This window comes from Paenibacillus sp. FSL H3-0321 (genome assembly GCF_038002865.1).
GTDB lineage: Bacteria > Bacillota > Bacilli > Paenibacillales > Paenibacillaceae > Paenibacillus_AQ.
This window is the reverse complement of record NZ_JBBODH010000001.1, coordinates 5,875,130-5,901,227: the sequence shown is the minus strand read 5'-3', so window position 1 is coordinate 5,901,227 and position 26,098 is coordinate 5,875,130. Positions and strand designations below refer to the sequence as shown.

The 26,098-nt window shown below is 50.2% G+C and carries 22 protein-coding genes and 1 pseudogene; 5 read left to right on the top strand and 18 right to left on the bottom strand.

The annotated features are described in order from the left end of the window. The first annotated feature begins 81 nt into the window (after positions 1-81). Positions 82-1,344, top strand: a complete 1,263-nt coding sequence (locus MHI45_RS26460) for an IS110 family transposase (RefSeq protein WP_341119689.1) — start codon at positions 82-84, stop codon at positions 1,342-1,344. A 505-nt stretch (positions 1,345-1,849) separates the two neighbouring features. Here MHI45_RS26460 and MHI45_RS26455 read toward each other — a convergent pair. The 11 genes from MHI45_RS26455 to MHI45_RS26405 form a co-directional block, all read right to left on the bottom strand. Continuing rightward, the gene (locus tag MHI45_RS26455) at positions 1,850-3,187 is read right to left on the bottom strand and encodes an LLM class flavin-dependent oxidoreductase (protein WP_076114534.1); all 1,338 of its coding nucleotides are present in this window, start codon (positions 3,185-3,187) and stop codon (positions 1,850-1,852) included. A gap of 18 nt (positions 3,188-3,205) precedes the next feature. Continuing rightward, a complete protein-coding gene (locus MHI45_RS26450; RefSeq protein ID WP_076114533.1) occupies positions 3,206-3,685 on the bottom strand; it encodes a DinB family protein in 480 nt (159 codons plus the stop codon). Next, positions 3,685-4,860, bottom strand: a complete 1,176-nt coding sequence (gene solA / locus MHI45_RS26445; protein WP_076114532.1) for an N-methyl-L-tryptophan oxidase — start codon at positions 4,858-4,860, stop codon at positions 3,685-3,687. Before solA ends, MHI45_RS26450 begins: the two co-directional genes overlap by 1 nt. Further along, complete coding sequence (locus tag MHI45_RS26440; protein WP_076114531.1) at positions 4,857-6,038, bottom strand: amidohydrolase; 1,182 nt, start codon at positions 6,036-6,038, stop codon at positions 4,857-4,859. The genes solA and MHI45_RS26440 overlap by 4 nt, the downstream gene beginning before the upstream one ends. Before the next feature lie 49 nt (positions 6,039-6,087). Continuing rightward, positions 6,088-7,104, bottom strand: a complete 1,017-nt coding sequence (locus MHI45_RS26435) for an LLM class flavin-dependent oxidoreductase (protein WP_076114530.1) — start codon at positions 7,102-7,104, stop codon at positions 6,088-6,090. An 11-nt stretch (positions 7,105-7,115) separates the two neighbouring features. Next, the gene (locus tag MHI45_RS26430) at positions 7,116-7,868 is read right to left on the bottom strand and encodes an amino acid ABC transporter ATP-binding protein (RefSeq protein ID WP_076114529.1); all 753 of its coding nucleotides are present in this window, start codon (positions 7,866-7,868) and stop codon (positions 7,116-7,118) included. After that, positions 7,865-8,575: an amino acid ABC transporter permease gene (locus MHI45_RS26425; protein WP_076114528.1), complete on the bottom strand. Its 711-nt coding sequence runs from the start codon at positions 8,573-8,575 to the stop codon at positions 7,865-7,867. The genes MHI45_RS26430 and MHI45_RS26425 overlap by 4 nt, the downstream gene beginning before the upstream one ends. Beyond that, positions 8,575-9,357, bottom strand: coding sequence for an amino acid ABC transporter permease (locus MHI45_RS26420; protein ID WP_341119688.1), 783 nt, complete (start codon positions 9,355-9,357; stop codon positions 8,575-8,577). Before MHI45_RS26420 ends, MHI45_RS26425 begins: the two co-directional genes overlap by 1 nt. A 33-nt stretch (positions 9,358-9,390) precedes the next feature. Next, complete coding sequence (locus MHI45_RS26415) at positions 9,391-10,287, bottom strand: transporter substrate-binding domain-containing protein (RefSeq protein WP_341119687.1); 897 nt, start codon at positions 10,285-10,287, stop codon at positions 9,391-9,393. Positions 10,288-10,291: 4 nt separating this feature from the next. Then, the gene (locus MHI45_RS26410) at positions 10,292-10,807 is read right to left on the bottom strand and encodes a GNAT family N-acetyltransferase (protein ID WP_341119686.1); all 516 of its coding nucleotides are present in this window, start codon (positions 10,805-10,807) and stop codon (positions 10,292-10,294) included. Positions 10,808-10,930: 123 nt separating this feature from the next. Further along, positions 10,931-11,824: a LysR family transcriptional regulator gene (locus tag MHI45_RS26405; RefSeq protein WP_076114525.1), complete on the bottom strand. Its 894-nt coding sequence runs from the start codon at positions 11,822-11,824 to the stop codon at positions 10,931-10,933. A gap of 234 nt (positions 11,825-12,058) precedes the next feature. On the opposite strand from MHI45_RS26405, the gene MHI45_RS26400 reads away from it, so the two are divergent. After that, positions 12,059-12,607 (top strand): hypothetical protein, encoded by a 549-nt coding sequence (locus tag MHI45_RS26400; protein WP_341119685.1) that lies wholly within the window; start codon positions 12,059-12,061, stop codon positions 12,605-12,607. A gap of 687 nt (positions 12,608-13,294) precedes the next feature. On the opposite strand, the gene MHI45_RS26395 is transcribed toward MHI45_RS26400, so the two are convergent. Then, positions 13,295-13,696 (bottom strand): hypothetical protein, encoded by a 402-nt coding sequence (locus MHI45_RS26395; RefSeq protein WP_076114672.1) that lies wholly within the window; start codon positions 13,694-13,696, stop codon positions 13,295-13,297. Positions 13,697-15,061: 1,365 nt separating this feature from the next. Here MHI45_RS26395 and MHI45_RS26390 point away from each other — a divergent pair. Beyond that, positions 15,062-15,625, top strand: a complete 564-nt coding sequence (locus tag MHI45_RS26390) for a GNAT family N-acetyltransferase (RefSeq protein ID WP_076114176.1) — start codon at positions 15,062-15,064, stop codon at positions 15,623-15,625. 42 nt (positions 15,626-15,667) lie between these two features. On the opposite strand, the gene MHI45_RS26385 is transcribed toward MHI45_RS26390, so the two are convergent. Continuing rightward, the gene (locus MHI45_RS26385; protein WP_256718270.1) at positions 15,668-16,339 is read right to left on the bottom strand and encodes a vWA domain-containing protein; all 672 of its coding nucleotides are present in this window, start codon (positions 16,337-16,339) and stop codon (positions 15,668-15,670) included. A 201-nt stretch (positions 16,340-16,540) separates the two neighbouring features. Further along, positions 16,541-17,011 (bottom strand): annotated as a pseudogene (locus tag MHI45_RS26380) (TerD family protein); the annotation flags it as partial. A gap of 152 nt (positions 17,012-17,163) precedes the next feature. Between MHI45_RS26380 and MHI45_RS26375 the strand changes: the two are divergent. After that, positions 17,164-17,820, top strand: a complete 657-nt coding sequence (locus MHI45_RS26375; RefSeq protein WP_076114175.1) for a 3'-5' exonuclease — start codon at positions 17,164-17,166, stop codon at positions 17,818-17,820. 88 nt (positions 17,821-17,908) lie between these two features. Here the strand turns inward: MHI45_RS26375 and MHI45_RS26370 are convergent, their stop codons facing one another. Together MHI45_RS26370 and MHI45_RS26365 are read right to left on the bottom strand one after the other, a co-directional pair. Next, complete coding sequence (locus MHI45_RS26370) at positions 17,909-18,865, bottom strand: 3'-5' exoribonuclease YhaM family protein (protein ID WP_076114174.1); 957 nt, start codon at positions 18,863-18,865, stop codon at positions 17,909-17,911. Positions 18,866-19,085: 220 nt separating this feature from the next. Next, positions 19,086-21,386 carry an FMN-binding protein gene (locus MHI45_RS26365; protein ID WP_076114173.1) on the bottom strand — a complete coding sequence of 767 codons (2,301 nt, stop codon included), beginning with the start codon at positions 21,384-21,386 and terminating at the stop codon, positions 19,086-19,088. A gap of 487 nt (positions 21,387-21,873) precedes the next feature. Between MHI45_RS26365 and hemH the strand changes: the two genes are divergently transcribed. After that, positions 21,874-22,902, top strand: coding sequence for a ferrochelatase (hemH, locus tag MHI45_RS26360; RefSeq protein WP_076114172.1), 1,029 nt, complete (start codon positions 21,874-21,876; stop codon positions 22,900-22,902). Between the two features lie 309 nt (positions 22,903-23,211). Here hemH and MHI45_RS26355 read toward each other — a convergent pair whose 3' ends face one another. Both MHI45_RS26355 and MHI45_RS26350 read right to left on the bottom strand, forming a co-directional pair. Then, the gene (locus MHI45_RS26355) at positions 23,212-23,664 is read right to left on the bottom strand and encodes an IDEAL domain-containing protein (protein WP_038587350.1); all 453 of its coding nucleotides are present in this window, start codon (positions 23,662-23,664) and stop codon (positions 23,212-23,214) included. A 380-nt stretch (positions 23,665-24,044) separates the two neighbouring features. Next, positions 24,045-25,850, bottom strand: coding sequence for an adenine deaminase (locus MHI45_RS26350; protein WP_231578390.1), 1,806 nt, complete (start codon positions 25,848-25,850; stop codon positions 24,045-24,047). Positions 25,851-26,098 lie beyond the last annotated feature (248 nt).

Below are 26,098 nucleotides of genomic sequence, written 5' to 3'. Positions count from 1 at the left end.
TGAAATTTAACGAGCACCTCCTTATGATGAAAAGGTGTCCACGACGACAACCAAAACATCTATAAGGAAGGTGCTCTTATTATGAAGTTTAAACAATCGGCTAAACAAAATCAACGCATTGAACGCATTACCAGCCATCATCTTATCATTGGTATCGACATCGCCAAGTTCACTCATGTCGCTCGTGCGACAGACTACCGAGGCATCGAACGAGGAGCCTATCTTGCCTTCTCTAATGACCTGGAGGGTTATGAAAAGTTGCTTCAGTGGATGCAGGCTCTCAGGCTCCAATTCAACAAGACCGATGTCATCTTCGGTGTTGAGCCAACCGGTCACTACTGGTTTAACTTAGCGCTCTGGCTTCAAGAGAAGCAACTCGAACTCGTTCTCGTCAATCCTTTCCAGGTGAAACGCAACAAAGAAAACCGGGACAATTCTCCAACTAAAAATGACGTTAAGGATGCTTTGGTGATTGCCGACATGGTGAAGAATGGCTACTACAGTGACGTTTATCTCCACGCCGAATCGTATCGGGCGCTTAGACAACTTGTCACCACCAGAGACTATATTTCCAAACAAGTCTCCAGCGTTGTCAACCAAATGTACCGGTGGACCGACATGTACTTCCCTGAGTTTCAGCAGGTATTTAAAGACATCACTTCGAAGACGGCTCTGGCGACGTTGGCCGAATTTGCGCATCCCTCTGATCTTCGTTCCTTATCGGTTCAAGATGTCATTTCAGGGTGGAAAAAACGGCTAAAACGTGCGGGCAGCCGCATGGCAGCCGCCGCCCTCATCCATGCGGCGCAGCGAACCGTAGGTCTCCCAGATCTTGTAGAGGAAGCCAAACTCAGTATGTCGATACTTTTGCAGCAACTACAGCTGTACAACGACCAGTTGGATCAACTGAAGGAAAAGATAAATCGGATTCTTCAAAACATTCCCACAGCGAAGATCCTGCGATCTATTAAAGGGATAAATGACATTACGCTGGCTGCGTTATACAGTGAAGCGGGTGATTTAAGCCGCTTTGTTCACGGCAACCAATTGCTTCGATTTGCCGGTTTACATCTGTCTGAGAACAGCTCAGGCACCTACAGAGGCCAAGTGAAAATCACGAAGCGAGGGCGACCCGGACTGCGAAAAATCCTCTTTATAACGGTCTTTCAGATGGTCTCTGTTAATCCGGAATTTCGGGCGCTGCATCAGCATAACAAACGAGTGAAGAACATGACCGGCATGAAGTCAATTATGAAGCTGTGCGGGAAGCTTGCTCGCATGCTTGTAGCGATGTCGAAGAGCCATTCCGATTACGATGTGTACAAAGTAAACCCAGCAGCCTAATAAACCTAGCACCCGCTTGCCAACTGGCTCATTCGCAGGATTCACAATGAAGCATGAGGTACCGCTACGACCGCCTAAAGGGCTCAGACCCGTGGACAAAGCAATGACGGACTTCATCTCCTTGATAGGTGTAACGAAGGAATGTAAGGGCATAGACCCGTTGAGACATGGGAGGGTAAACCTCAAGGATGAAGATGGAGCACGCAAATAAAGGAATATAATGGGAATTTTTCATATTCCCTTATTTCGTTATGCCCGTGCCGCCATTCCCCCCCACTCTCGTCTGCTTCGTTACCACATTCGTGTTCACAACGAATGAAATCCTGCGAATTAGCGAGCTAGCGCAAGAAAACTGAATCATAAGGAGGGAGGCGGACGCTACCACTCCTCCAGTTCCAAAATCCCCCCTCCGTTGCTCCTTTCCCTTATCTCAAGTTTTTAAGTTCTATCTCTATAATCAGGGGCATCAGGCTTAAACTGCCTGTTAAACCAGCTGGCCTTATCCTCAAACTCTCCCTGCGGGCTCCGTCGACTTGGAATAACGGTTCTCCGGTACCGGTATACCGAGATTTCCGCGCAGTGTATCGCTTTCGTATTCGTTACGGAACAGTCCCCGTTCCTGCAAAATCGGCACCACCCGGTCCACGAATTCCTCCAGGCCGCTCGGTACAGCGGCAGCTATCATAAAGCCGTCTGCTCCACCGGACTCAAACCAGTGCTGGATTTGATCCGCCACCTGCTCCGGTGTGCCAATAAAGCTGCTGCGCGGGGTAGCAGATTGCAGAGCGACCTGGCGCAGTGTCAAGCCTTGCTCTTTGGCATTTTTCTTTATTTTGTCCGTTCCGCTCTGGAAGCTGTTTCGGCCTAAATCGCCAAGCTCTGGAAACGGCTCATCCAGCGGATACTGTGAGAAATCATGATGTTCAAAGAATCTGCCCAGATAGTTCAGCGCGTTCTCAATCGTCACGAGGCCGGCAACCTCCTGGTATTTGCGCTCCGCTTCCTCCGGGGTATCGCCAATGATAGGCGCAATGCCCGGGAAGATCAGCACCTCATCAGGATTCCGGCCGAACGAAGCAATCCGTGCCTTCACATCCCGGTAGAATGCCTGTGCTTCCTCCAGCGTGTCATGTCCGGTAAAGATGGCATCGGCCTCTTTCGAGGCGTAATTCTTGCCGACCTCTGAAGAACCTGCCTGGAACACAACCGGCTGTCCCTGCTTCGAGCGGGCAATATTCAGCGGTCCTTTTACAGAGAAGAATTCTCCTTGATGATCCAGCGTGTGCATCTTGTCCGGATCAAAAAAGACACCGCTCTCCTTATCGCGTACAAACGCGTCATCCTCCCAGGAATCCCATAATCCGCGCGCCACCTCCAAATATTCCGCGGCGATGCGGTAGCGTTTGCCATGGTCAGGATGCTCTTTCTTGCTGTAATTTAAAGCAGAGCCTTCCAGCGGAGAAGTTACAACATTCCAGCCTGCCCGTCCGCCGCTGATCACATCCAGAGATCCGAACTGGCGGGCCACGGTAAAGGGCTCACTGTAGGAGGTGGACAAGGTGCCTACCAGGCCTATTTTGCTGCTGACGGCAGCCAAGGCGCTGAGAATGGTCAATGGCTCGAACCGGTTCAGGAAATGGGGAATGGATTTCTCATTAATATATAAACCATCAGCTATAAAGATCAGATCCAGCTTGCCTTCCTCAGCCTTTTGCACCCACTTCTTGTATAGCTCAAAGTTCACACTCGCATCAGGCTGGGCTTCAGGATGACGCCACATCGAGGTGCTTCCTCCTACCCCGTGCAGCAGCGCCCCCAGTTTCAGTTGTCTTGGCTTGGTCATATCCATTCCTCCTCTTAATTATTGAATATAAGAAGCTGCGTTAGCACTCTGCTTGATGCGTTCGATCTGGCCAAGGTGGGTCTGTACATGTGCGGCAAACAAACGTACGATGTCCGTAATCCTGACCGTTTCCCCTTTGAAGTTAATGCCGCTTTTCTCCCAGTCTTCCGGGTTGAGCCGTCCGAGGAGCAGGCTGTTGTAGTGAAGCAGGCTGCGGAACAACTCCAGGCTGTCGGCGGCATTCCCGCTGTTGGCATACTGGCCGCTGACCCAGGCATCCTGATTAAAGACCGGCAGCTGCACTTCGGTACCCGCCAGAATATCGCGGATGCGGAATGAAACCACTATGCTGTGATCGGCCAGATGAGCCAGCACCTCGGTTACACTCCAGCTGGCCGGCCCGGCCCTCCATTTTATTTGCTCCTCCGTCAAATCCTCCAGTGCCTGAACCAGCTGCTGATGCGTATTCAAATAATCCCTGATTTGCACATTGCCCATTAGATCCCCTCCAAAAGTTGTCCGGCTTGCGATTGACCCGGTGTCTCAAAGCGTGCTAACGAAAACGGCCGGATATTGTGGCGGGTCTGTCCGTCTGCCGCTAAGTCAGCCAGGATTTCCCCCACAACACTGGAAAATTTGAAGCCATGTCCCGAAAAGCCGCCGGCCAGAAGTACATTCGGATGAAGAGGATGACGGTCGATAATAAAATCCTCATCCGGTGTATGCTCATATTTGCAGACTGCCCCCTTCAGCAGCCGTCCGGCTGCGCCGGGCATATACGCCTCCAGGACACGGCGGAGATCCCCTTCGTCACTCTCTTCAGTGCCGAAAGGAGCCAGCTTCTCACCCGGCTTCCATTCCAGGCCCGTGTCATGCCGCCCGATCTTCAGGCCGGCTCCGCCAATACCGGGAAAGCCGTAATATCCGCCTTCCTCGGTGCCCAATGTAAATCCGGGGAAGTTTCCGCTGTCAAAGTCAGGCGCACTCTGAAACCAGCCAACAACCTTGCGGATCGCCTTAATCGGCAGTGTGATGAATGGCGACAACGCGCCAAACCAGGCCCCGGCACTCAGAATGGCCGCCCCTCCATGAATCTCCCCGTTCTTCGTGTGGACCGTGACACTTCCTTCGCGCGCAGTCACATGAAGTACTGCTGTATTCGTCAGCAGCTCTGCACCATGAGCCAATGCCAGCCCGCGGTAAGCGGCGATACATCTCTCACTGTAGAGATATCCGGCATCCGGCTCATACATGGCTTCGAACGAATCCGGGAGGTTCAAGGCAGGCCACCTCCGGCGGATTTCCTGTGCATCCAGCTGCTCTACTCGTACCTTCTGCTTCCCGGCTTCCGCCAGCTGGCTGCGGAAGGAGTATACTGCGCTGTCTGCCAGATTCAGGACTCCCGAAGGCACAAGCAGCTCGGTTCCGCTTTGCTGCTCCGCTTCTTTCCACAGCACATGGGCACGCAGGGCCAAGTCAGTATAGGCGGGGTCACCGCTGTAGGCATGCCTGATCAACCGCGGCTCTCCGTGATGGCTTCCTTCCGTATGCGGCGGATCGAAAGCATCGATCAGCAATGTCTTGATCCCCCGCCGGGCGAGATGATAACCGGCACTCATGCCCATTGAACCCGCCCCGACGATAATCACGTCATAAACAGAGTGGTTCGTTATGTCACTGCACCTCCCTCCGAGGAGAACTGTTCCAAATAACGTACAGCCAGATTGCTGAAGAATGCGGCGCCTACCGGCAGTGCACGTTCATCGAGATTGAAGGAAGGATGATGCCACTCCCGGCTTCCGGCGGTGCCCATAAAGACGAACAATCCGGGAACCACCCGCTGATAAAAGGCGAAATCTTCACCAGCCGGTGAAGGCACCGGCTTCACGGAGGTGTAGCCCAGCTCCTCTGCCGTCTGCTCTCCAAGCCGTGCAAGCGCGGCATCATTGACTACCGGCGGCGGGCCTTCGATCCAGCGAACAGCCGCTTCTGCTCCTAAAGCAGCAGCTACACCGGTCGCCACCTGACTGAATCGCTCAAGCACCTCACCGCGCACCTGTTCATTGAAGGTACGAATCGTGCCTTCCAGCACTGCAGACTCCGGGATAATATTCCATGAGTTCCCGCTGTGAAGTTGCGTCACACTGATCACTGCACTGTGCAATGCGCTGACATTGCGGCTGACGATAGACTGGAGTGCAGTCACCACATGTGAAGCTGTCACGATAGGGTCGACTCCGGCCTCCGGCACAGCAGCATGTGATCCTGCTCCTTTGATCTCAACCACAAAACCATCCGCAGCAGCCATCAAGGGGCCGCTTGTAATGCCGATAGTTCCGACCGGCAGATCTGGCTTATTGTGCATTCCAATGACTGCACGGACATCTTTCAGCACCCCGCTGGCTATCAGCTGCTGCGCACCCTTCGCCTTCTCCTCCGCAGGCTGAAACAGCAGGCGTACGGTTCCCTTCAATTCCTTCTCCCGTTGTTTAAGCTGATAAGCAGCGCCGATCAGTGCCGCAGTATGAAAATCATGTCCGCAGGCATGCATTTTTCCGGGATGTTGTGAGGCATAGGATAATCCGGTTTCCTCCTGAATCGGCAAGGCATCAATATCAGCACGCAGGGCGATTACCGGCCCCTCCTGCAGTCCGCCGATCTCCGCGACAACGCCGGTCTTCAGCCCGTAATCCAGGGTAGTTACTCCGGCCTGCTCCAGCAGGGCTGTAATATATTTCGTGGTTTCATACTCTTCGTTGGACAGCTCCGGGTAACGGTGCAAATGGCGCCGGACCCCGGTTATGATTTCATAGAACGCCTCCGCGCTGGGCTCGACGGTTTTGCTTGTCATGAAAGCCCTCCTTCCCTTCGATAATGTTTATCGGACTAGCCCCTTCTTGTCAGGCCTCCGCAGGCACTTCGGCCAGTGCTTCATGCAGTAGTTCAAAGGAACGGAGCCGCTTATCGAAGGGCTGCACATTGGTCGTGACGATAAACTCGTCGACGCCTGATGCTGAGGACAACGCCAGCAATTGTTGCCGTACGCTGGCTTTTGTCCCCTTTGTAATTTCCGGCTCCCGCTCTTCTATGGTGTAATCTTCCGTACTCTGCCGGGTAAATTCCTCTGCCTGCTCCCGGGTAGCAACCGTCAGTGTTTTGCCGCTGGCCAGATTAATCCGGATCAGCTTATGCGCTCCGGCCAGTTCTTTGGCCTCCTCCTCGGTTTCGGCAGCCAGGACAGACAGCGCAATAATTGCCCGGGGTTCTTTTCCCGGCGAAGTCTCGAAGTTGTTGCGGTAAGTCTCGATCGCTTCCAACGCTATCGCCTGATCCCCATTGATGAATAAAGAGAATACGTACGGCAACCCCAGTCCGGCAGCGATTTCCGCACTGGCTACACTCGCGCCAAGCACATAAATTTCGGGAGGTGTCCCTGGAATCGGGCCTGCTTTCAGCCCCGCCAGCGGATGGTCTTCCTCCAGCCGGTTATGTACATACTTTTCGAGTTCGATAATCTTGTCCGTCAGGCTGGAGGGTTCAAAGCTGCCCTGCTGCAATGCCTGTGTGCTCCTCGGCAGTCCCCCGGGAGCACGGCCAACCCCCAGATCCACCCGCCCCGGTGCAAGCGAAGCCAGCACGTTAAAGTTCTCCGCTACCTTATAAGGGCTGTAATGCTGAAGCATAATGCCGCCAGAGCCGATCCGGATGCTTTCTGTCTTGGCGAGCAGATGAGAAATCAACACCTCCGGGGAAGAACCCGCTACCTGCCCGGAGTCATGATGCTCTGAAACCCAGAAACGGCGGAATCCCAGCTGCTCGGATAATTGCGCCAGCTTAATCGTATGCAAGAAGGCTTCTTCCGGCGTTTCCCCCGGATAAATTGGACTTTGGTCGAGGACACTTATTGTAATCGCCATATTTTGGCCTCCTAAATGGAATAGTTCAGTTCCGGTGTAATCCGCTTCAGGAACTGCTTCGTTCTTTCTTCGCGCGGATGATTGAATAACTCTGTCGGTGTCCCTTCCTCAACAATCACACCGCCATCCATAAACACGACATGATTGGCGACATCCCGGGCAAAGCCCATTTCATGCGTCACGACAATCATTGTGATGCCTTCCTTGGCGATTTTGCGGATGACGGCCAGCACCTCGCCCACCAGCTCCGGGTCCAGCGCCGACGTAGGCTCGTCGAACAGAATCACTTCCGGCTCCAGCGCCAGGGCGCGGGCAATGCCTACCCGCTGCTGCTGCCCGCCTGACAGCTGGCTTGGATAGGCGTCCAGCTTGGCTCCAAGCCCCACCTTCTCCAGCAAAGCGATACTCCGTTTTTTCGCTTCCTCCTTCGGAAGCTTTTTGACGATAAGCAGCCCTTCCATCACATTTTCCAGCGCGGTTTTATGCCGGAAAAGATTATACTGCTGGAAGACCATCGCCGTTTTTTGCCGCAGCTGATGAATCTCTTTTTTGCGTGCATGCCTGCAGTTCACTTTGAAATCGCCGATGGCAATCTCCCCGTCACTGGGCTTCTCCAGATAGTTCACGCAGCGCAGTAGGGTAGTTTTGCCTGAGCCGCTGGGGCCAAGGATGACAACAACCTCGCCTTTGGTGACGGTTAAATCAATATTGTTCAGCACCTGATTCCGTCCAAACGACTTCGAAATACGCTCCAGCTTGATCATGCCACTCCACCTCGATTGTAAAGATTGATCCGTTTCTCGATCAGGGACGTCAGCCGCTCGATCAGGAATGTAAGCCCCCAGAAGATCAGCGCCGCCGCCAGGTACGCCTCAAAGAACTTCCAGTTCGTCGAAGCCACAATCTGCGCCTTGGCGTTGATATCCACTACGGAAACGGTAAAAGCAAGCGTTGACCCATGCAGCATACCAATAACGGAATTGGACAGATTGGGCAGACTTGCCGCCAGCGCCTGGGGAAAGACAATCCGCCGCAGGGCCTGAGGGGTGGTCATGCCTATGGAATGTGCAGCTTCCAGCTGGCCCCGGTCCACGGCAAGCAGACCGGAACGGACGACCTCGGACATATAAGCACCAGCTGTAATTGAGAACGAAATATAGGCAAAACCGATCATCGGAACCGACACCGACCTGAACCCCCAGCCAAAGTGGGCGGCCAGTCCGTCAATAAGGACAGGAAGTCCGAAATAAATCAGCAGCAGATGCGTCAGCATCGGAGTGCCCCGGATAAAGGTGACATACCCGACCGCCAGCGGATACAGGACAGGCACTCTGTAAATCCGGATCAATGCGACACAAATGCCGATAAGAAGGCCCACTGACACGGAGACAACTGTAATATATAGGGTGGTAGGAATGGCGCTCAAGATTTGCAGGAACGCCGTCCAGATAAATGATGGATCCAGTTTCATTATCCTGCGCCTCCTTTACCCGATCCCATTTCCGCAATAATCCGCCGGTAGGACCAGTTTTTGTGGACTCTAAACGATTTTTTCTCAGGGGTGCTCCGCTTTTCATGCCGCAGCAGCCGGTGCTCCGCCACAAGCAGCAGCTTCTCAATTGTATAGCTGATGACCAGATAGATCAGGGCAAGGGCAATGTAGGTTTCGATAAAATGCTGTGTCAAGCTGCCAAGCGTCTGTGCTTTGCCCGTCATTTCCATCACACCAAGCGTGAAGGCCAGCGATGTATCTTTCAGCAGCGCAATCACCAGATTGGAGAATACCGGAATCGCGATGCCGAGCGCCTGCGGCAATACGATCCGCGTAAAAGCCTGGAACCCCGTCATTCCCGTAGCATAGGCAGCCTCCACCTGCCCCTTATCCACCGCCATCACAGAAGCCCGGATCATTTCGGACATGTATGCCCCCGTATGCAGGCCGTAGGTTAGAATCACAAAGACAAGCACCGGCGTCCGGGTCATATCCACATGAACCAGTTTTAGGATTTCAGGCAGCCCGTAATAGAACAGGAAGAGCTGGATCAGAATCGGCGTTCCCCGAAAAAAAGAAATATAGATTTCAGAGAAGGTTTTCAGCACCGGCACTTTGTACAGGCGGGGCAGAGCCACGAGAAAACCGACTATAATTCCTGCCAGCAGCGAGCAGGCGACAATCAGCAGTGTGGTGTTTAACGTCCCCAGCAGCTTAGGCAAAAATGAAAATACATAGCTGATATCAAATGGTTCGCCCATAAACTCCCTCCCTTCCCACACTCACAGGCTTAATCATTGAACCGAATTCGCTGTAACATCCGCACCCAGCCATTCCGTGCTCAGCTTGCCCAGTGTACCGTCTGTCTTAAGCTCCTTGATCGCACCGTCAATCGCATCCGATAGCTTCTGCGAATCAGCATCATCCTTGCGCAGCACATAGAGAATATCTGCCGATGACAGCTCGTCGCCCGTTGCCTTCAGCTGGCTCTGCGGATCAATGATCGGAAGGACAAAATCGGCAGCCAGCGTGGCGTCTACACGGCCGGAGCTGATCTGGGCAGCTGTATCGTTAGCCGTACCGTTTTGGTACACGATGTTAATCGCATTGTCATGCTCTTTATTGTAGTTCTCAAGAATTTGCGCCTGTGCACTGGTTGCACCCGTCAGCACCTTTTTACCTTTCAGATCATCCAGCGAATGAATCGACTCATTGTCCTTAGCCACCACAATGCGGTTTCTCCAGTGGGCGTAAGCTTCTTTGTTAAAAGAATACTTCAGCTCGCGCTCCGGATTTTTTTCCATAACATGGGCGACCAGGTCGATTTTTTTGGTTTCCAGACTCAGCAGCAGGTTGCTGAAATCCATCGTCTGCAGTTCGAATTCATATTCCGGCAGGCGATTGTCAATTTCTTTAATCAGCTCCACATCAAACCCGGTCAGCTTGCCGTTCTCGTCGATGTAGCAGACTTTTGGAAAACCTGTGCCTGTGCCCACGATGATCTTCGTTACCTTGGCCGGCTCTGCCGAAGCATTACCCCCTTGCGCATTAGCCTGTGCTGCAGCTTCTGCCACATTCCCGCTCTTGCTGCTGTCCGTGTTGTTGCCGCCAGCACTATTACTGTTATTTCCGCAGCCGGCAATCGCCAGCGTGAGTATTGATGCAAATACCAGTGAGATTGACTTCTTCATGTTTCTATCCCCTTTGAATGAAATGTGGTTTGTTTATAAGTGTCTTTTTCAGCAGATACATGATGCCGTCGCCATTTTGCAGATCAAGCTCCAGGAACTTTTCATAACCCCGCCGCTCATACATCTCAACCAGCCACGGATGTTTTTTCGCCGTTGCCAGAGTGACTTCGGGTGAGCCCAATTGTCCGAGAATAATATGCTCCTCTACCCAATCCAGCAGCTTTCCGCCATAACCCTTGTTGCTGTATTCCGGACTCACGGCGAACCATTTGATAAAAGGCAGCGGGCTGAGCTTCTTGACCTCTTCTTCTTTTGACAAAGTGATTGTCGCAATAATCGTTCCGCTGACTTCAAGCACATAACATTCATTGGTTGAAATATTGTCTTCAACCAGCGCCAGATCAGCGTTTGCCGCTGGCCAATGCAGCCCCAGTTCACGAATCAGCTGATAGGCACGATATGTAATATCCAGTAATTGCTCCGCATCCTTCTGTTCTGCCAGCCGGTATACTTCACCCATCGCATGCCCTCCAACCTTTCGAATTTTAATTTTATAATCCCTATCGAATTAGTCGTGATTATGATTATGCAATTAACTTTATCACCGCAGGTATCCATGCGCTAATAGAGTTTTTTAATACATCTATACAAGAAGTCGATCGCCGGCTTTACCTATGCTAAGTTCCAGCAGGGTTTCGATAAACTCCGCATTTTCCCCGTTCAGGGAAATCAGGCTGGTCCGCAGCGAAATCCCTTCCGTCTCCGCGATATCCACCCGGATCAGCGCCCCTGCCGCCACTTCCTCCTGCACACTGAGTGCCGGTAGAAAGCAAATCCCTGCTTGTTTCAGCACCAGCTTCTTGGCCGTCTCCAGATTATCCACCTGATATTCAATATTCGGCGGCTGCTCCATACTCTCAAATACACGGTGCAGCCGCATCCAGTCCAAAGAGCCGCATTCAAAGAAAACCAGCGTCTCCTGACGGATATCCTGTATTGAAGCACGGCCTCCCTTGGCCAGGCGATGCCCCTTGTGCACATACAGCGAAATGGGGTCCTCGCAGAATGGAAAAGCCTGAATCGCCGGATTTACGACTTTACGGATAAAAGCCAGATCGAGCTCCTTCGACTTCAGCTTGCTGATCAGCACTTCCGTGGACGCTGTCGTCAGCTTGATCGTGATATGCGGATACCTGCGCTTCAGATGAAGCAGCAGATGGGGCATCAAATAATTGGACACCGAGACAGTGCTGCCGATTCTCAGCTCATTCGGAATATGTCCTTTCGATTGTATTTGATGCTTGCCGGTTTGATAGACCTGGAGAATCTGCTGGGCATAGGGGAGGAACTGCTTGCCTTTATCGGTGAGATTAATCTGCTTGCCCAGCCGGTCAAATACCCGGCAATCCAGCTCCCGTTCGAGCGATTGTATACGGGCGGTAACTGTCGGCTGCGAGATATACAGGACTTCGGCCGCTTTATTGAAGCTTCCATAATGGTTGATGTACACAAAGGCCTCAATATTTTCAATGTTCACACCTAGCCCCCCTTAGTTGGGTTTAATTTTACTATTCCGATGAATTAACAATGAATTATGGCGCTGCGTTCTTATAGATTTTGTATATATCTTATTCACGGCATATTTTTTTGTCAACACATATTCCGTGTATTTCAGTCGGATTTCCATTAAATGCTAGGTCTGCTCGTTTGACTAACGGTGTGGAAATATTCTCCTAAGGGGTAATAAAGGGTAAGGAAGGAGGAGGTATTCATGCCTTCAACTAAAAACCGGATTACCCCGAAAAAAAGAATGTATTTCCATAGCGAACTGCGGCAATGTCCGCACTGCGGAACGAAATTGAAGCGGCACCATACTGCTTGGCATAAATACGTCAATACCCTGAACGGAATCTTCGATATCTGGAATATGGCATACGTCTGCCCGAATTTGGAGTGCCCGTATCCGGAATCCTATTTTCGATCCGCCGAGGCCGATGCGCTCGTGATTAAACATACTTCTTACGGATTCGATGTTCTTGCCCTCGTCGGAGAGCTTCGGTTCAAGCAGCATTACACACTTTCCGAACTGCACGAGGAGCTCAATCAACGGGGAGTCATTACTTCCGAGCGGAATTGTGAACAACTGTACGAGCGATATCTGACGCTACTTCGCGCATCGGTCACCGACCATCTCCGCGAAGTCTTGGCGGGGGTGGCGCGCCGTTTTGCTCGAAGATGGGAATCCACCGCTCGATCTTCCGGGGATTCGCGTATACGAAGAAGCCTTAGCGATTCAAGGTTCGCTTCAACGAAGCGCTAAAAAAGGGGGTTCGCCTACAGTGAGAAACTCCTGAAGTTGTTTGAAACATTGGATAGCTTCTGCTCCTCATACCACAAAGTAAAGCATTGGCTGAAGCCTCTTCAAGATGCTGCCCATATTTTGAGTGCGCACGCACCGCAAACCGCAGAATGCGTTCGTGTGCAAATGCAGTGGCTCCGCACCGAATTGAGACGGTCCTATACCCGAAAAGAAGATACCGAAATGGTCGGGAATTTTGAGCGATATAGCACCGGATTTTGGCAAGGATTGTTTGCGTGTTACGATACGCCGTACCTACCAAGGACAAATAATGACCATGAACGATTTTTCCGTCGGACCAAGATGCGTCACCGCCGAATGACGGGGCTGCGCAGTTGGAATCGCTACATCTGGCGAAATGAAGAATTTGTTGTTTGGGTCGAGGATGCCTTGAAACAAGAGAATCTCTTGAATCGGCTGAGCTGTGTGGAATATGAGTGTTACCTTCGCGAACGTAAGGGATGGGAATCCCGACTTCTCGAAGGTAACAAACGCCTTCGCTTCCGCCGAGACCCTAACCGTTATTTACAGTGTCTCGAAAACCGTGTTTGTTTGTTAATTGGGCAGACCTAGAAAAAAAAAACAACAGGGCAATTTTATCGCCTGTTGTTTTTTTATATAGACAAATGCAGGAGGTATACAAAGTTACTAATAGATGACGTAGAAGGTTGATCCAGTTGATTGATTAGAACTAATTAAATTTAATTCAATCTTGTAGTAACCATATAGTTTAGTTATTAAGGATTCCTTATTGTTCAATTGTCCTAAGTAAGTTCGGTTATTATATTGATCAATAGCATGTACAGTGCAAATATCTCCAAATTGACCATTTAACACGACTTTTATTTGCCCATTCATGTAAATAGGTACGGTTTGCTGTCCAACCTGTGCCCATTCTGTTCCTTGTAAAGTAACATTGCCTAAGGGTTGCGTTTCTTGTGACAGCAACGTGTTGTTTGTAACAGCTTCTTCAGCGAAAATTGCACTTGTAGGTGCTAGAACCATCATTAGAGTAGCTAAAGATACTGATATTTTTTTTATATGATTCAACGTAAACATCTCCTTTAGATATATATCGAATTAAATAATTTAGCCATCATTAGTATGTGTTTTTTTTCACGAGTGATTATAAAAAAATATTTAGTTATCGTTTAATCGAACTCAAACTTTCAATTAAACTAATTCCGAGAAAAAACTTAAATACCAAAAAAAATCAAAGTAAGTTAGATTCTACTAAACTTTATTTTTCATGTCACACGCCCCTTTGGGAAACATGAGTTATATTACATTTAAATACTAGCATATATTGCAATAAAATTCAATATTATTCCACTTAATTTAGAATGGTAAGCGTTATGTCAGAGTGCTAGTAAATGATGTTGAGCAACATGTTAAGCGTAATGGAAATCTTATAAACACACTTTCCGAACTGCACGAGGAGCTCAATCGACGGGGAGTCATTACTTCCGAGCGGAATTGTGAACGACTGTACGAGCGATATCTGACGCTACTTCGCGCATCGGTCACCGACCATCTCCGCGAAGTCTTGGCGGGGGTGGCGCGCCGTTTTGCTCGAAGATGGGAATCCACCGCTCGATCTTCCGGGGATTCGCGTATACGAAGAAGCCTTAGCGATTCAAGGTTCGCTTCAACGAAGCGCTAAAAAAGGGGGTTCGCCTACAGTGAGAAACTCCTGAAGTTGTTTGAAACATTGGATAGCTTCTGCTCCTCATACCACAAAGTAAAGCATTGGCTGAAGCCTCTTCAAGATGCTGCCCATATTTTGAGTGCGCCTGCACCGTAAACCGCAGAATGCGTTCGTGTGCAAATGCAGTGGCTCCGCACCGAATTGAGACGTTCCTATACCCGAAAAGAAGATACCGAAATGGTCGAGAATCTGAGCGATATAGCACCGGATTTTGGCAAGGATTGTTTGCGTGTTACGATACGCCGTACCTACCAAGGACAAATAATGACCATGAACGGTTTTTCTGCCGGACCAGATGCGTCACCGCCGAATGACGGGGCTGCGCAGTTGGAATCGCTACATCTGGCGAAATGGAGAATTTGTTGTTTGGGTCGAGGATGCCTTGAAACAAGAGAATCTCTTGAATCAGCTGAGCTGTGTGGAATATGAGTGTTACCTTCGCGAACGTAAGGGATGGGAATCCCGACTTCTCGAAGGTAACAAACGCCTTCGCTTCCGCCGAGACCCTAACCGTTATTTACAGTGTCTCGAAAACCGTGTTTGTTTGTTAATTGGGCAGACCTAGTTAAATAAGTCACAAAGATGGATAGAACTTTTCTATTCATTTATCAGAATCATTAAATTCCTCTTATGTCTATGCGATTTGTCAGTTATAATAATGTCACTCGCCTGATCTTTCTATCTGACTTATGCAAGGGAGGTATATCGTGAATATGTCAAAAGAGATCATTATTCGTGACGCTGCAGATAATGAGCGCGAAGCCATCGCCGAAGTGCTGCTGTCCGCATACAGCCAATATTCTGCCGACATGCCTGAGCCGCAGTGGGAAGCGTACCGGAATTCAATCCTTGATTCCGTACACGGTGATGCCCCGTTCGCGCGCATTATCGCTGAAACCGGCCAGCAGATTGTCGGCAGCGCATTGTTGTTCACCTCCTCGGAAACGGCTTACGGCAAGCCGGAGCTTGGCATCCACTCCCCTGTACTGCGCCTGCTTGCCGTCTCCCCTGACCTACGCGGCCGCGGCGTTGCTGCACTCCTGATTCGGGAAGCCGCCCGGAGATCCCGTGAGTTGGGCGCCTCCACCCTGAACCTGCACACCTCGGATATGATGGTCTCGGCGATCAGGCTCTACGAACGGCTGGGCTTCAAACGGCATTTCGAGACCGATATTATGAACGGGAATACTCTGGTTAAAGGTTTCCGGCTGGATCTGCAATCCTTCCCCGGTGCTGAGAGGGAACAACCCCTAACCACAAGAATAGGCTAGCCCATGGGCCAGCCTATTCTTGCAAAAATGTTGAACTTCCTCTTACGTCGTGAGAATCCGTTTGTCCTTGGCCGCCTTCAGCCAGTGCGGAAATTCATTGAGCAGCCTGTCGTACAGCTCGTCATCCGATACTCCTTCAATCCGGTCCAAGTGAACAAAGTCCGCATTGTCCACGACTCTGCCGGTCATGTTGTCCAATCCTTCCAGCACTTCGAAATCCGAATTGCCGATCCCGACAAACTGCCAGAATATCGGCTGGACGGCTGCCTTCATAATCACCTTCTTGGTTAATTTCAAGACGCCTCCGTCATTGATAAATATGATAAATACCGGAGTAGAATCCTTATCTTCTTTGGTATACTTGCGGATCACATCCTCCATCACCGGAGGTTCATTGTTCCGCCCGAATTTATGAATCGAAGGATTTTTTAGAATATGTCTTTGTACATATTGTTCAAAGTCCCGTTCCGTAACCGAAGGGAGCCGGCTGAATTCGTTATCGTACACCCAGACATCCAGCGAACCATTGTCGTCAAATTTGCAGGCAACGGCCAATATCCGTTCCACGACTTCCTGCACGATGCCTCGGGCATACAGATCTCTCATGGAGCCGCTGATATCCAGCACAACCCCAACCCGGGCCGTTACTCCGGTCAACTGCTTCTTTTCGAGTGTGAACTGAACTATTTTTTTGCGCAGGTCAATGGTAGACAGGACAGAATTCTTTACAGGTTCCGGTGGAGCGGACGGCTCGGCTGGTGCTGGCGGCAGCGTTGGTGAAGGCGGTTCAAGCGGTGCCAGCACTTCAGCCGCAGCAGCAACCTCCGCAGAACCCGCCTCTTCCACTTCAAGTCCGAAATTGACGCATAGTGCAGCCAAGCCTCCATTAAAACCGCTGCCGATGGCGTTAAATTTCCACTCCCCGTTATGGCGGTATAATTCTCCCGCTACGATCGCTGTCTCATCGGATAAATCAGAGCCATACTCAAAACGGAGCAGTTCCTCGCCGCTCTGACGATCCTGGAGCTTCAGATAAAGGCCGGATACATCTTTCATGCGATGATTCAGCTGTTCGCCTTCATAGATAGTCAATGTCAAGGCGATCCGGGCAACCTGCTGCGGCAGACGGGACAATGAAACCGAGAGACTTTCCTTATCTCCCTGCTTCAAGACTGTGTGTGTTACAGCTCCATCCTGTGATACCGGATTTCCATAGAAAATAAAGTCCTCATCACGTTCGCAGCGTCCCCGCTCTGACAACAAAAATGCAGCGGCATCTATCCCCATCTCTTGATTAGCGGTTGACCATCCGAAGGATAACGTAAGCTCATTTACGTTTTTCCCTTTTGTTACATCTACCTTTTGACCCTTTAGCAGCTGCAGCATAGCCTCATCTCCTCATCCCTCGATGTACTCTTCCAATTTTTCATATATAAGGAATATCATACTCACAAGGTTTTGTAAAATTGCTAGATTGTATTTACCCCCTCACTACTTTAGTATTAATGATATACCTGATAGATAAGGGGCTTTACCAAATGAACTTTACAGCAATTGACTTTGAGACGGCTAATTCCAGCCGCTCCAGCGCCTGCTCCCTGGGTCTTGTCCAGGTTAGAGAAGGCGTTATTACAGCCGAGCATGTCTGGCTGATTGACCCGCGCCAGCGGTTTGACGGGATGAACATTGCTATTCACGGGATCACGCCGTCAATGGTCCAGGGGCAGCCTACTTTTACTGAGCTGTGGCCATTGCTCGAACCGCTGCTGCAAGGCGAAATCGTCGTGGCGCATAATGCCGCCTTCGATATGAGCGTGCTCCGTTATTGTCTGGACGCCTCAGGGACCAGCTACCCGAATTTTCAATATATGTGCACCTATCTGCTGGGAAAAAAAATGCTCCAGGAATTGCCTTCCCATAAATTGAATGTAATCTCACAGCATTTCGGCATCCGTCTGAAGCATCATGACGCACTCGATGATGCCCGGGCTGCGGCTATCATCTTATTGAAGCTGATGGAACAGCAGCAGCAATTCGAACCGCTGCTGCTCGCGGACAGCCAAGGCTATAGAGCCGGAACGATGTATTCGGGCGGGTATACTCCTTTTAAATCGCCGCCCAAAAAAGCAGCAAAGAAACCCGGCAAAAAGCGGGTTCCGCTGCTCCCTGCAGCACCTTTTGAGCAGCGCTTCTGAGACAGCCCTGCAACCCGCTGTGGATCAAAATAAAGAGCAGGTCTTCTCCGTTACTCAAGAAGACCTGCTCTTTGCGTTTTTGACGATTCTAGATTTTCGACCGGTAAACCGCCTTGTTCTCCAGTCCCCGGATAAACGGTGTCCATTCTTCGGTTTCCGGGGTCGTATCCAGCGCATCCTCCACCATCTGCAGTTTGGCATCCATCGCATCGATATGATGCAGCGCCACCGCTTCCGCCGTTTGCGGCTGAACAGGGCTTCCCCATTCGCCCAGATTATGATGGGATAAGACCAAATGCTGCAGCGCGATAACCTTTTCCGAATCCAGAGTAAAACCTAAACGAATCGCGGCCTCGGTAATCCAGTTCGACGCCATCGAGATATGGCCGATCAGCTTCCCCTGCACACTGTAATCCGACACAATGCCAAACTGGGAAATCATCTCCTCCGGCTTGGCGATATCATGCAGAATGATCCCCGCCTTCATCAGATCAGGGTTCAGGAACGGACGCTGTTTGCAGAGAAAATCACCAATCTCCAGCATCCGCACCATATGATAGGCAAGTCCGGCAAAATAAGCATGGTGATAGGTCTTGGCTGCGGGATAATGCATCAGCTTCTCTTCCACCTTACCGACACAGAAGGAGACGATAGCGGAAATCTCCTGATCGGCAATGCTGCTCATCACCCCTTTAATCGTATGGATAAGATCAACGGGACGGATTGGAGCAGACCGGATAAAATCAGTGAGTGATACACCGTCCGTCTCATTAGCCAGCCTGATCTTGGTAATCTTGACCTGCAGCTTCTCACGGTAGGTATGTGCTATGCCGCGCACCTTCACCAGAGCCATGGGGAAAAAGGTTTCTTTATCAGTTGTGCTGACATCCCAATATTTGGATGTTATCTGACCGCTTGAATCACCGAGTACAATATCAAAATAATCCTTTGGAGGAGTACCGTTTGTCTGTTTGAGCGTCAGCTCCCGTAACAGATAGAACCCGACAAATTCGTCCTGCGGAGATAGCTGTTTAATTAGTGTCATGTTGGAGCCTCCCATTACTAGCAGGTATTATATCCTGCTGTGTATATTAAACTTTTGACATTCACCTTCGAAATCCCTTTAAATTACTATACGATAACGATTCATAATTATGCCCGGGCCTGTACCAAGCCGGTCAATAGCCTTTGCTTACAGCATAAAAAGAGGCTATCCAGAGCCATTTGCAGGGCCCTGAATAACCTCCTCTATAGACGTTGCTGAATTATTTGCCTGCTGCTTCCAGGGCAGCTTTGATTGCTTCTACTGCTTTGGCGGAAACATCCTTCTCAGCATCATTGGCTCCGAAGGCTGCCGGGCGGTATCCGTATTTATGCAGGCCATTGTTGCTGGAAGTGGACTCAATTTCTGTCTTCACCGCAAGCTCAGCCGGTGTTAATAGATATGGGGTCTTCACTTTTCCGGCACCGTCGAGATAATAGACCAGCATCAACACAGGAATATTATTTTTGACAGTAACCATAACATTGACGGATTTGTCGGCACTTGCTCCAATGAAAATTCCATCGAAGTAAGCTGCTTTGTCGGTTTCTACAACTTCAGCTTTACCATAAGCTCTGTCTACGGCAGCTTTCAGTGCATTGCTGCTGCTTGTAGCGCCGGAGATGGCATCTACTGATTGCACACCTTCTCTTGTTCCTGCAGCAAGGAAGCTGGTAGTCAGCTGCGGAATTGCTTTTTGAACTTCAGCATAAGCCGCTTTACCTAAATCCACCATATTCATACCTACACGGGAAAGAGCAACATTCACAATCTTGCCGTTGCGCAGAGTAACGTCTGCTTTGTTGGTTCCTTTATCATAAGCATCACCGAAAGCGGTGAAAGTGCCGTCTTTATAAGTGCCTTGTACTTTGGAAGCATTGGTCAAAGCGTCTGTCAGAGCTGCTTTTGCTGCTTTGGACAAAACTTCTTGACCCGGAACATCCGTCAAATCCACGCCTTGTTCAAGCAAACCTGCAGTCAGCAGTCCAACTACAGTTTTTTGTTCAGGTGTCAGCTTGTCATCGGCAATAATTTTGCCGTCAGCTGCAAAGAGGCTTACTTTAATGCCGCTTACTTTGTCGGCAGCAATGTCGACCAGCAGCAGGACTCTGTTCTGGTTGTCTACGCCGGCGAATTTGCCTTCAAAATATTGGCCTTCTGCAGGAACTTTCAGTGCCTTCTCGTAAGCTCTTTCTACAGCTTGGTTCCAGCCATGACTGCTTTCGGTAGCGCCGGAAATACCGTCTACCTTTTCATCATAATTGGCCAAATAAGAACCGTTGGCAAGTAATTTGGCTGTCATTGGTGCATTTGCTTTCACAACTTCTGCATAAGCAGTTGCGCCTCTGTCTACCAGATTGGAACCCAGTCTGTACAGCTTCACATCTACCAGCTTGCCGTTGCGGATAACGATATCGGCTCTTTCCACGCCTACGCTTCTTGCAGTACCGTAGGAAGAGTAGAATCCGTCAACATAAGCGGAAGTATTGTTGATAAGGGCGTTTTGCTCTGCATCCCAGAATGCCTGGATTGCAGCTTTGGATTCAGCTTCAAATCCGGCTACAGGTTGTGCGGACGAACCGTTTGCGAGCAGTACAGGTGTGATTGCCGCAATCGCTGCAGTTTGCTCTGCAGTGTAGGTTTTTTCATCCACGAAATCTCCGCTTGTTGTCAGCGGATACAGTTTAACCGCAGTCAGCTTGGCAGCATCGTAGGTTGCGAATACCGCATATTTACCTTGAGGATCAATACCCATGATGTCGCCTTCAAAATAAGTGGCATCAGCCGGTTTTACTTTCAGCGCTCTTTCAAACGCTCTGTCTACCGACAATTTCCAGCCGTTGCTCGAGCGGGTTGCGCCGGAAACGGCATCCACTGCAGCAGCTCCGACTCTTGTCTTGCCGAGCAGTCTGTCTTTCATCAGACCATATGCCGCCCAGAGGCCGCTGTAATTCTCACGGACATTTCTGTCGATCAGCTTCGGAGATGTTCTCAGCAGATCAATGGAAGCGATTTTGCCGTCTTTAATCGTTACTTTCGCGCCTTCGGTACCTTTGGAGTAAGCATCGCCGTAAGCTACATATACCCCGTCTTGATACACATCTTGTTGAACCGTTACAGGCTTAGCAGTAGCGGCTGGTTTAGCTGTGGCAGTCGGTTTAGCTGTGGTAGCTGGTTTAGCTGTTGCAGCTGGTTTAGCCGTTGCAGCTGGTTTAGCTGTGGTAGCTGGTTTGGCTGTTGCAGCTGGCTTCGCTGTTGCAGCTGGCTTCGCTGTTGCAGCTGGCTTCGCAGTCGCTTTGGGCGTTGCAGCCGGTTTCTTTGTTGCTGCTGGTTTTTCAGTCGCTTTGGGCGTTGCAGCCGGTTTGGCTGTTGCCTTTGGTGTTGCTTCCGGTTTAGCCGTTGCTTCTTCCGAAGCGGCAGAAACTGCATCCACCTTCAAATTCAGTGCAGGTGCATTAATTGTGTAAGCGATTGGCGCAAGCAACAAGGCTGCGCTTACAGTCAAAGAAATCAGTTTTTTCAATGAGTATTCTCCTTTACCATATCCCCAGTAGTATGTAGCACTTTACAGCTGATCTTCCGTTTGACCATCTCTCATCCCTTCTTAAGAAGAAGATCCTGCTTCCTCCTAAGAGGTCATCCCCCCTTTCCCGTCCCCCGTCAGCTATCCCATGCACCATAGAAGAGCTCTTACGAATATCCCATTCAAAAGGTGAAACAATTCACATATATAGGTGAATTAATTCACATTTATTAGTTCATGTCTGCTAGAGGCAATTTCTGGCTTGATGGTATCAAATCAAAGCTTGGCTTCTCTGTACATAAAATCACACACCCTATTAGAAACATCACTATTTTCATTTTATTTTAATTCAATAAATTTTTTATCTCTCAAATACTCCCATTTACTCCGTCATATGATAATAATGTGATGTCCTGTATTGTACTTACTAAGAGGATTATGATACTTTATAACGATGTCATGTTAATGTAAAGGAGCGTTCACTACGTTGAATCAGCCCTCTATCGGCGTCATTCTCGCCCAAATCGGAACACCTGACGCCCCCACCGCCAAGTCGGTACGCCCTTATCTGCGGAGGTTCCTGTCCGACCGCCGGATCATTGATTATCCCCCTCTGCTGTGGCAACCGCTGCTGCGCGGAATTATTTTACGGGTAAGGCCACGCCGGTCTGCCAAGCTCTACAGCGAAATCTGGCTCAAAGAAGGTTCCCCACTGCTGCTTCATTCACAGGCCCAGGTGGCTGGACTGCAAAAGCTGCTCGGCAGCCATTATCAGGTGGAGCTGGGTCTTGCCTACAGTGAGCCCGGCATGGAAAAGGCATTTGCCAAACTGGAGTCCTCCGGAGTGACCCGGATCATCGTGGTCCCCTTGTTTCCACAATATTCTTCTACTACCACAGCATCCGTCTACGACGCCGCCTGCTTTGCCGCTCTCGGACGCCGCAGCGCTGCCGGACCGGTATCCAAACGTTTTGTACCCGCACTCCGGTTTATGGAAGCCTACTATAATGCACCGGGGTATATCCTTGCCATGAAAGAGCTTTTACTGCGAGAACTACGTAAAATAAACACCAAACCGGATTACTTCGTGCTGACCTTTCACGGGATTCCCAGCAGGTATGCAGAGACCGGAGACCCCTACCCGGAGCAGTGTCTGGAAACGGCCCGCCTGCTCGCAGAAGCGATGAATTGGGCGTCCGGGGATTGGCAAATCTCATTTCAATCCCGTTTTGGCCGCGAGGAATGGATCGGGCCATCTACAGAGGAAGTCCTGAAGGGGCTGGCCGGACGCGGGATTCAGCGGCCGATGATTTTTTCGCCCGGACTTGTGACCGATTGCCTGGAAACATTGCATGAGCTTGCTGTGGAAGGAAGAGAACAATTTGCTGCCGGAGGTGGACAAGCAGACTCCTTCCTTGCCGCCCCCTGTTTGAACGACAGTGAAGAATGGCTGGACTTTCTGGCACAAAAGGTCAGTGAGAATGCTCAAGGCTGGCTGAAGGAAGCTGTTTTATAGTGCATTTGAACCCATAGTAAAGGGAAAAGTAGCAGAGGGGAATTTTGGAACTGGAGGAGCGATAGCGTCCGCCTGAAAGCTATCCGCAGGAAAGCTCACTTCGGAAGCATGGGCAAGGTTTGGATTTCTACAGCGATTCGCGGTTAATTTCAGGAAGTCCAAATATTCTCTGGAGTCACGGCCAATCCCAAAATAGAAGAATTATAAGTTCAATCTATATATCAAAGAAATAAGCCGCCCCTTGCGCAGATGAACACTGCGGACAGGGCGGCTTATTAAATGCGGGTATGATAGAACTGTGCATCAATCTCATGCAGTCAGTTGTTTGTATTTGGAGGTCAGTTCCTCAAACCATTGTTTGTCCTGGAGGGACAGTGCAAAATCAATCAGTTCGGCAATTTCTCCCGGCTGCAGTTCCGGTGAATCATTAAAGCTGACTTCCGCAGATACCGTTGCCGCTCCGTCTGCACCTTCGGCAAAATCATAGGAGAAGCTGAGCTTGATGTCGCTCTCCAGAAATTCATTGCGCAGGAAGTAGAGCACTTCACACATCAGAACCGGTCTGACATGATTGTCGAAAACACATTCCATAACTTTTGCCCAGTAATGCTGGTTGTTGAGATGCAGCTTGTCATTCGTTAAGAGATATTGTTCTCCTTGAAAATCATTCACAAATCTCAACTCAAGCGGCTCCATTTTAAAAATACCGGCAATTTGCTTTATAGTAATATTCACGATATCCTGCGTTTCTAATTTGATCATCTCATCCACCCCGTTCCATATATTTGAGCTTTCAATCATTTTGTCTGATAATCACGATTTGGCAATAATTTTAATTAATTTATAGGTATTATCGTCTATTTTCATTATTTTGTTAATGTTTTTCATTAAAATTTTATAATAATTAGTTTCAATATGTGATGAAATGGTTAAATATATGCCCTCAAATCTAAGAGGATACCTTTCTTCTGCGACTTCCGACTCAAAAAAAGAACTTCACCACATGTTGCCACGCCGCCATATAAGGACCAATTTCATAGCGAAATGGGGTGTCTCTGTCTGCATTCAGACTAAGAGACACCCCATTTAAGTAGAGAGCATTCTATTTAATTCAAACTTGTCACTGTAAGACTAAGACAGCCTTAGCAAAATAATGTTACCAGCTGGATTCCCTCTTCCGGAGAGATGCGTACCAGTCCTTTATCCGAAATGCGCAAGGTCGGAATTACCGCAAGCGCAAGCAGTGACAGCGTCATAAAAGCATAATTCAGTGTGCAGCCCGCATCGTACAGAGCTTTGCTGATAGCAGCGGACTGGGCGGCAGCGGTCTCAAATGGTTCCGCGGACATAAGTCCGGCAATCGCAAGCGGGAACAAGGTCGTGCCGCCGCCGGTAATTACAGCCACTCCACCCTGCGCTTCAGCTACAGCCCGGGCGGCCTTGGCCATCAGTTCATCATCGTTGCCGATGATCAGCACATTGTGGCTGTCGTGGGCAACGGTCATGGCGATTGCCGCCGGTTCATGGAAGCCAATTCCCTCCACAAGCCCGACCGATTTGTTGCCGGTTCCTTTATGCCGTTCGAATACAGCGATTTTGCATAGGCCGTCTCCCACCTGCAGCTTGCCGTCCTTCACAGGACGCTGCACAATGAGTTCACCGGTCTCCACATGGTTCTCGATGACCTTAATGACCCGGACAGCAACACTGCCCGACTCCACGGGAGCATGGATAATAAAATCATCCGGAACCGGAAGCTGCGGCAAATGAACGGACGCCAGCACTTCCTGCGGGTAGGTGAATGCCGGCAGCGAGGCCGTCATGATGCCATTCTCGGCCACGACCACACCTGCAGCAATGGTCATAACGACGTTGACATCGGCCAGATTTCCGTCCAGCAAAATAATATCTGCGCAGGAGCCCGGAGTAATTGAGCCGATATCGCGGGCTACCCCGAAGCGCTCGGCGGTATTGATCGTTGCCATCTGGAAGGCAGTGACAGGCTTCACACCCTGGGAAATGGCATGGCGCACCACAAAATCCATATGTCCTTCATCCCGCAGTGATTCCGAGCTGCGGTCATCGGTAACGAGCATCATACGGCGCGTCTCCAGCCCGTGTTCGGTATGCGCTGTGATCGTCTTCGCCACATCATGCCAGGCGGAACCGCGGCGCATTTTGGCATACATCCCCAGACGGACACGCTCGATCACATCTTCTGCGGTAACACACTCATGGTCACCGGTTACACCCGCTGCCGCATAGACCGGAAGCCTCCAGTCACTGGACGGCCAGGTAAAATGCCCATCCACATATCTGCCGGCCCGCAGCGTAGCCTGGATCTCGCCGAGCATTTTCTCATCGCCGTAGACTACACCCGGAAAGTTCATCACCTCACCGAGGGCAATAACATCCGGCCCCCAGGTATAAGCCTCCGCCACTTCCTCCGGTCCAATAGAAGCGCCGGTTGTTTCGAATTCAGCTCCCGCCGAAGGCACACAGGACGCTACCTGCATATAAGCGGCAAGCGGTGTGCCGCGCATCTCATCCAGCATCAGCTTGATGCCCTTCAGTCCGAACACATTGGCAATCTCATGTGCGTCGAAGAACCCGCCAGTTGTCCCTAGCGGCAAGACCGCACGGGCAAATTCCGTTGCTGTCAGCTGTGTGCTCTCAATATGACAATGTCCGTCAAGCAGTCCCGGAGCGATATATCTGCCGGCTGCATCAATGACCTGTGTGCCTGCTCCTATCGTGTGCGAAACATCCTTACCGACATAGGCGATGCGTCCCCCCTGTACCGCAACAGACATTCCCTCCAGAATTTCACCGGAGATTACATTGACCAGCTTCCCGCCGGTTATTACCAAAGATGCCGGCTGATCGCCGCGGGCTGTAGCCACAAGCTCAGGCACACAATCCGCCAAAGGTTTTCTAATATAAGTCATGACTTCCACTCCCCTCCGATATCTTGCATTTAGCTACAAACTGAGTTACAGCGTTAAACAACTATGACCTTGTATTACAAGTGGAAACGGCTTCGCCGTCCTCAAAAGGACGGTATCCGTTTCAGCGAGAAATAGAAGGATAATTTATAGCGTGAAGCATATAAATTCATATATTTTAAGAAAAACGGCCTTACTGCCCTTTGCAGGACGCAAGCCGTTTCTTGGTTAAAGCGCGGGCCGTCCGCTTC

Coding starts and splice junctions, on each gene's coding strand:
- MHI45_RS26355 (WP_038587350.1), bottom strand. CDS start 23,664: ATGATCAAATTAGAAACGCAGGATATCGTGAATATTACTATAAAGCAA.
- MHI45_RS26400 (WP_341119685.1), top strand. CDS start 12,059: ATGCCTTCAACTAAAAACCGGATTACCCCGAAAAAAAGAATGTATTTC.
- MHI45_RS26370 (WP_076114174.1), bottom strand. CDS start 18,865: ATGACACTAATTAAACAGCTATCTCCGCAGGACGAATTTGTCGGGTTC.
- MHI45_RS26350 (WP_231578390.1), bottom strand. CDS start 25,850: ATGACTTATATTAGAAAACCTTTGGCGGATTGTGTGCCTGAGCTTGTG.
- MHI45_RS26435 (WP_076114530.1), bottom strand. CDS start 7,104: ATGGCGATTACAATAAGTGTCCTCGACCAAAGTCCAATTTATCCGGGG.
- MHI45_RS26430 (WP_076114529.1), bottom strand. CDS start 7,868: ATGATCAAGCTGGAGCGTATTTCGAAGTCGTTTGGACGGAATCAGGTG.
- MHI45_RS26455 (WP_076114534.1), bottom strand. CDS start 3,187: ATGACCAAGCCAAGACAACTGAAACTGGGGGCGCTGCTGCACGGGGTA.
- MHI45_RS26420 (WP_341119688.1), bottom strand. CDS start 9,357: ATGGGCGAACCATTTGATATCAGCTATGTATTTTCATTTTTGCCTAAG.
- MHI45_RS26425 (WP_076114528.1), bottom strand. CDS start 8,575: ATGAAACTGGATCCATCATTTATCTGGACGGCGTTCCTGCAAATCTTG.
- MHI45_RS26450 (WP_076114533.1), bottom strand. CDS start 3,685: ATGGGCAATGTGCAAATCAGGGATTATTTGAATACGCATCAGCAGCTG.
- MHI45_RS26410 (WP_341119686.1), bottom strand. CDS start 10,807: ATGGGTGAAGTATACCGGCTGGCAGAACAGAAGGATGCGGAGCAATTA.
- MHI45_RS26375 (WP_076114175.1), top strand. CDS start 17,164: ATGAACTTTACAGCAATTGACTTTGAGACGGCTAATTCCAGCCGCTCC.
- MHI45_RS26440 (WP_076114531.1), bottom strand. CDS start 6,038: ATGACAAGCAAAACCGTCGAGCCCAGCGCGGAGGCGTTCTATGAAATC.
- MHI45_RS26415 (WP_341119687.1), bottom strand. CDS start 10,287: ATGAAGAAGTCAATCTCACTGGTATTTGCATCAATACTCACGCTGGCG.
- MHI45_RS26460 (WP_341119689.1), top strand. CDS start 82: ATGAAGTTTAAACAATCGGCTAAACAAAATCAACGCATTGAACGCATT.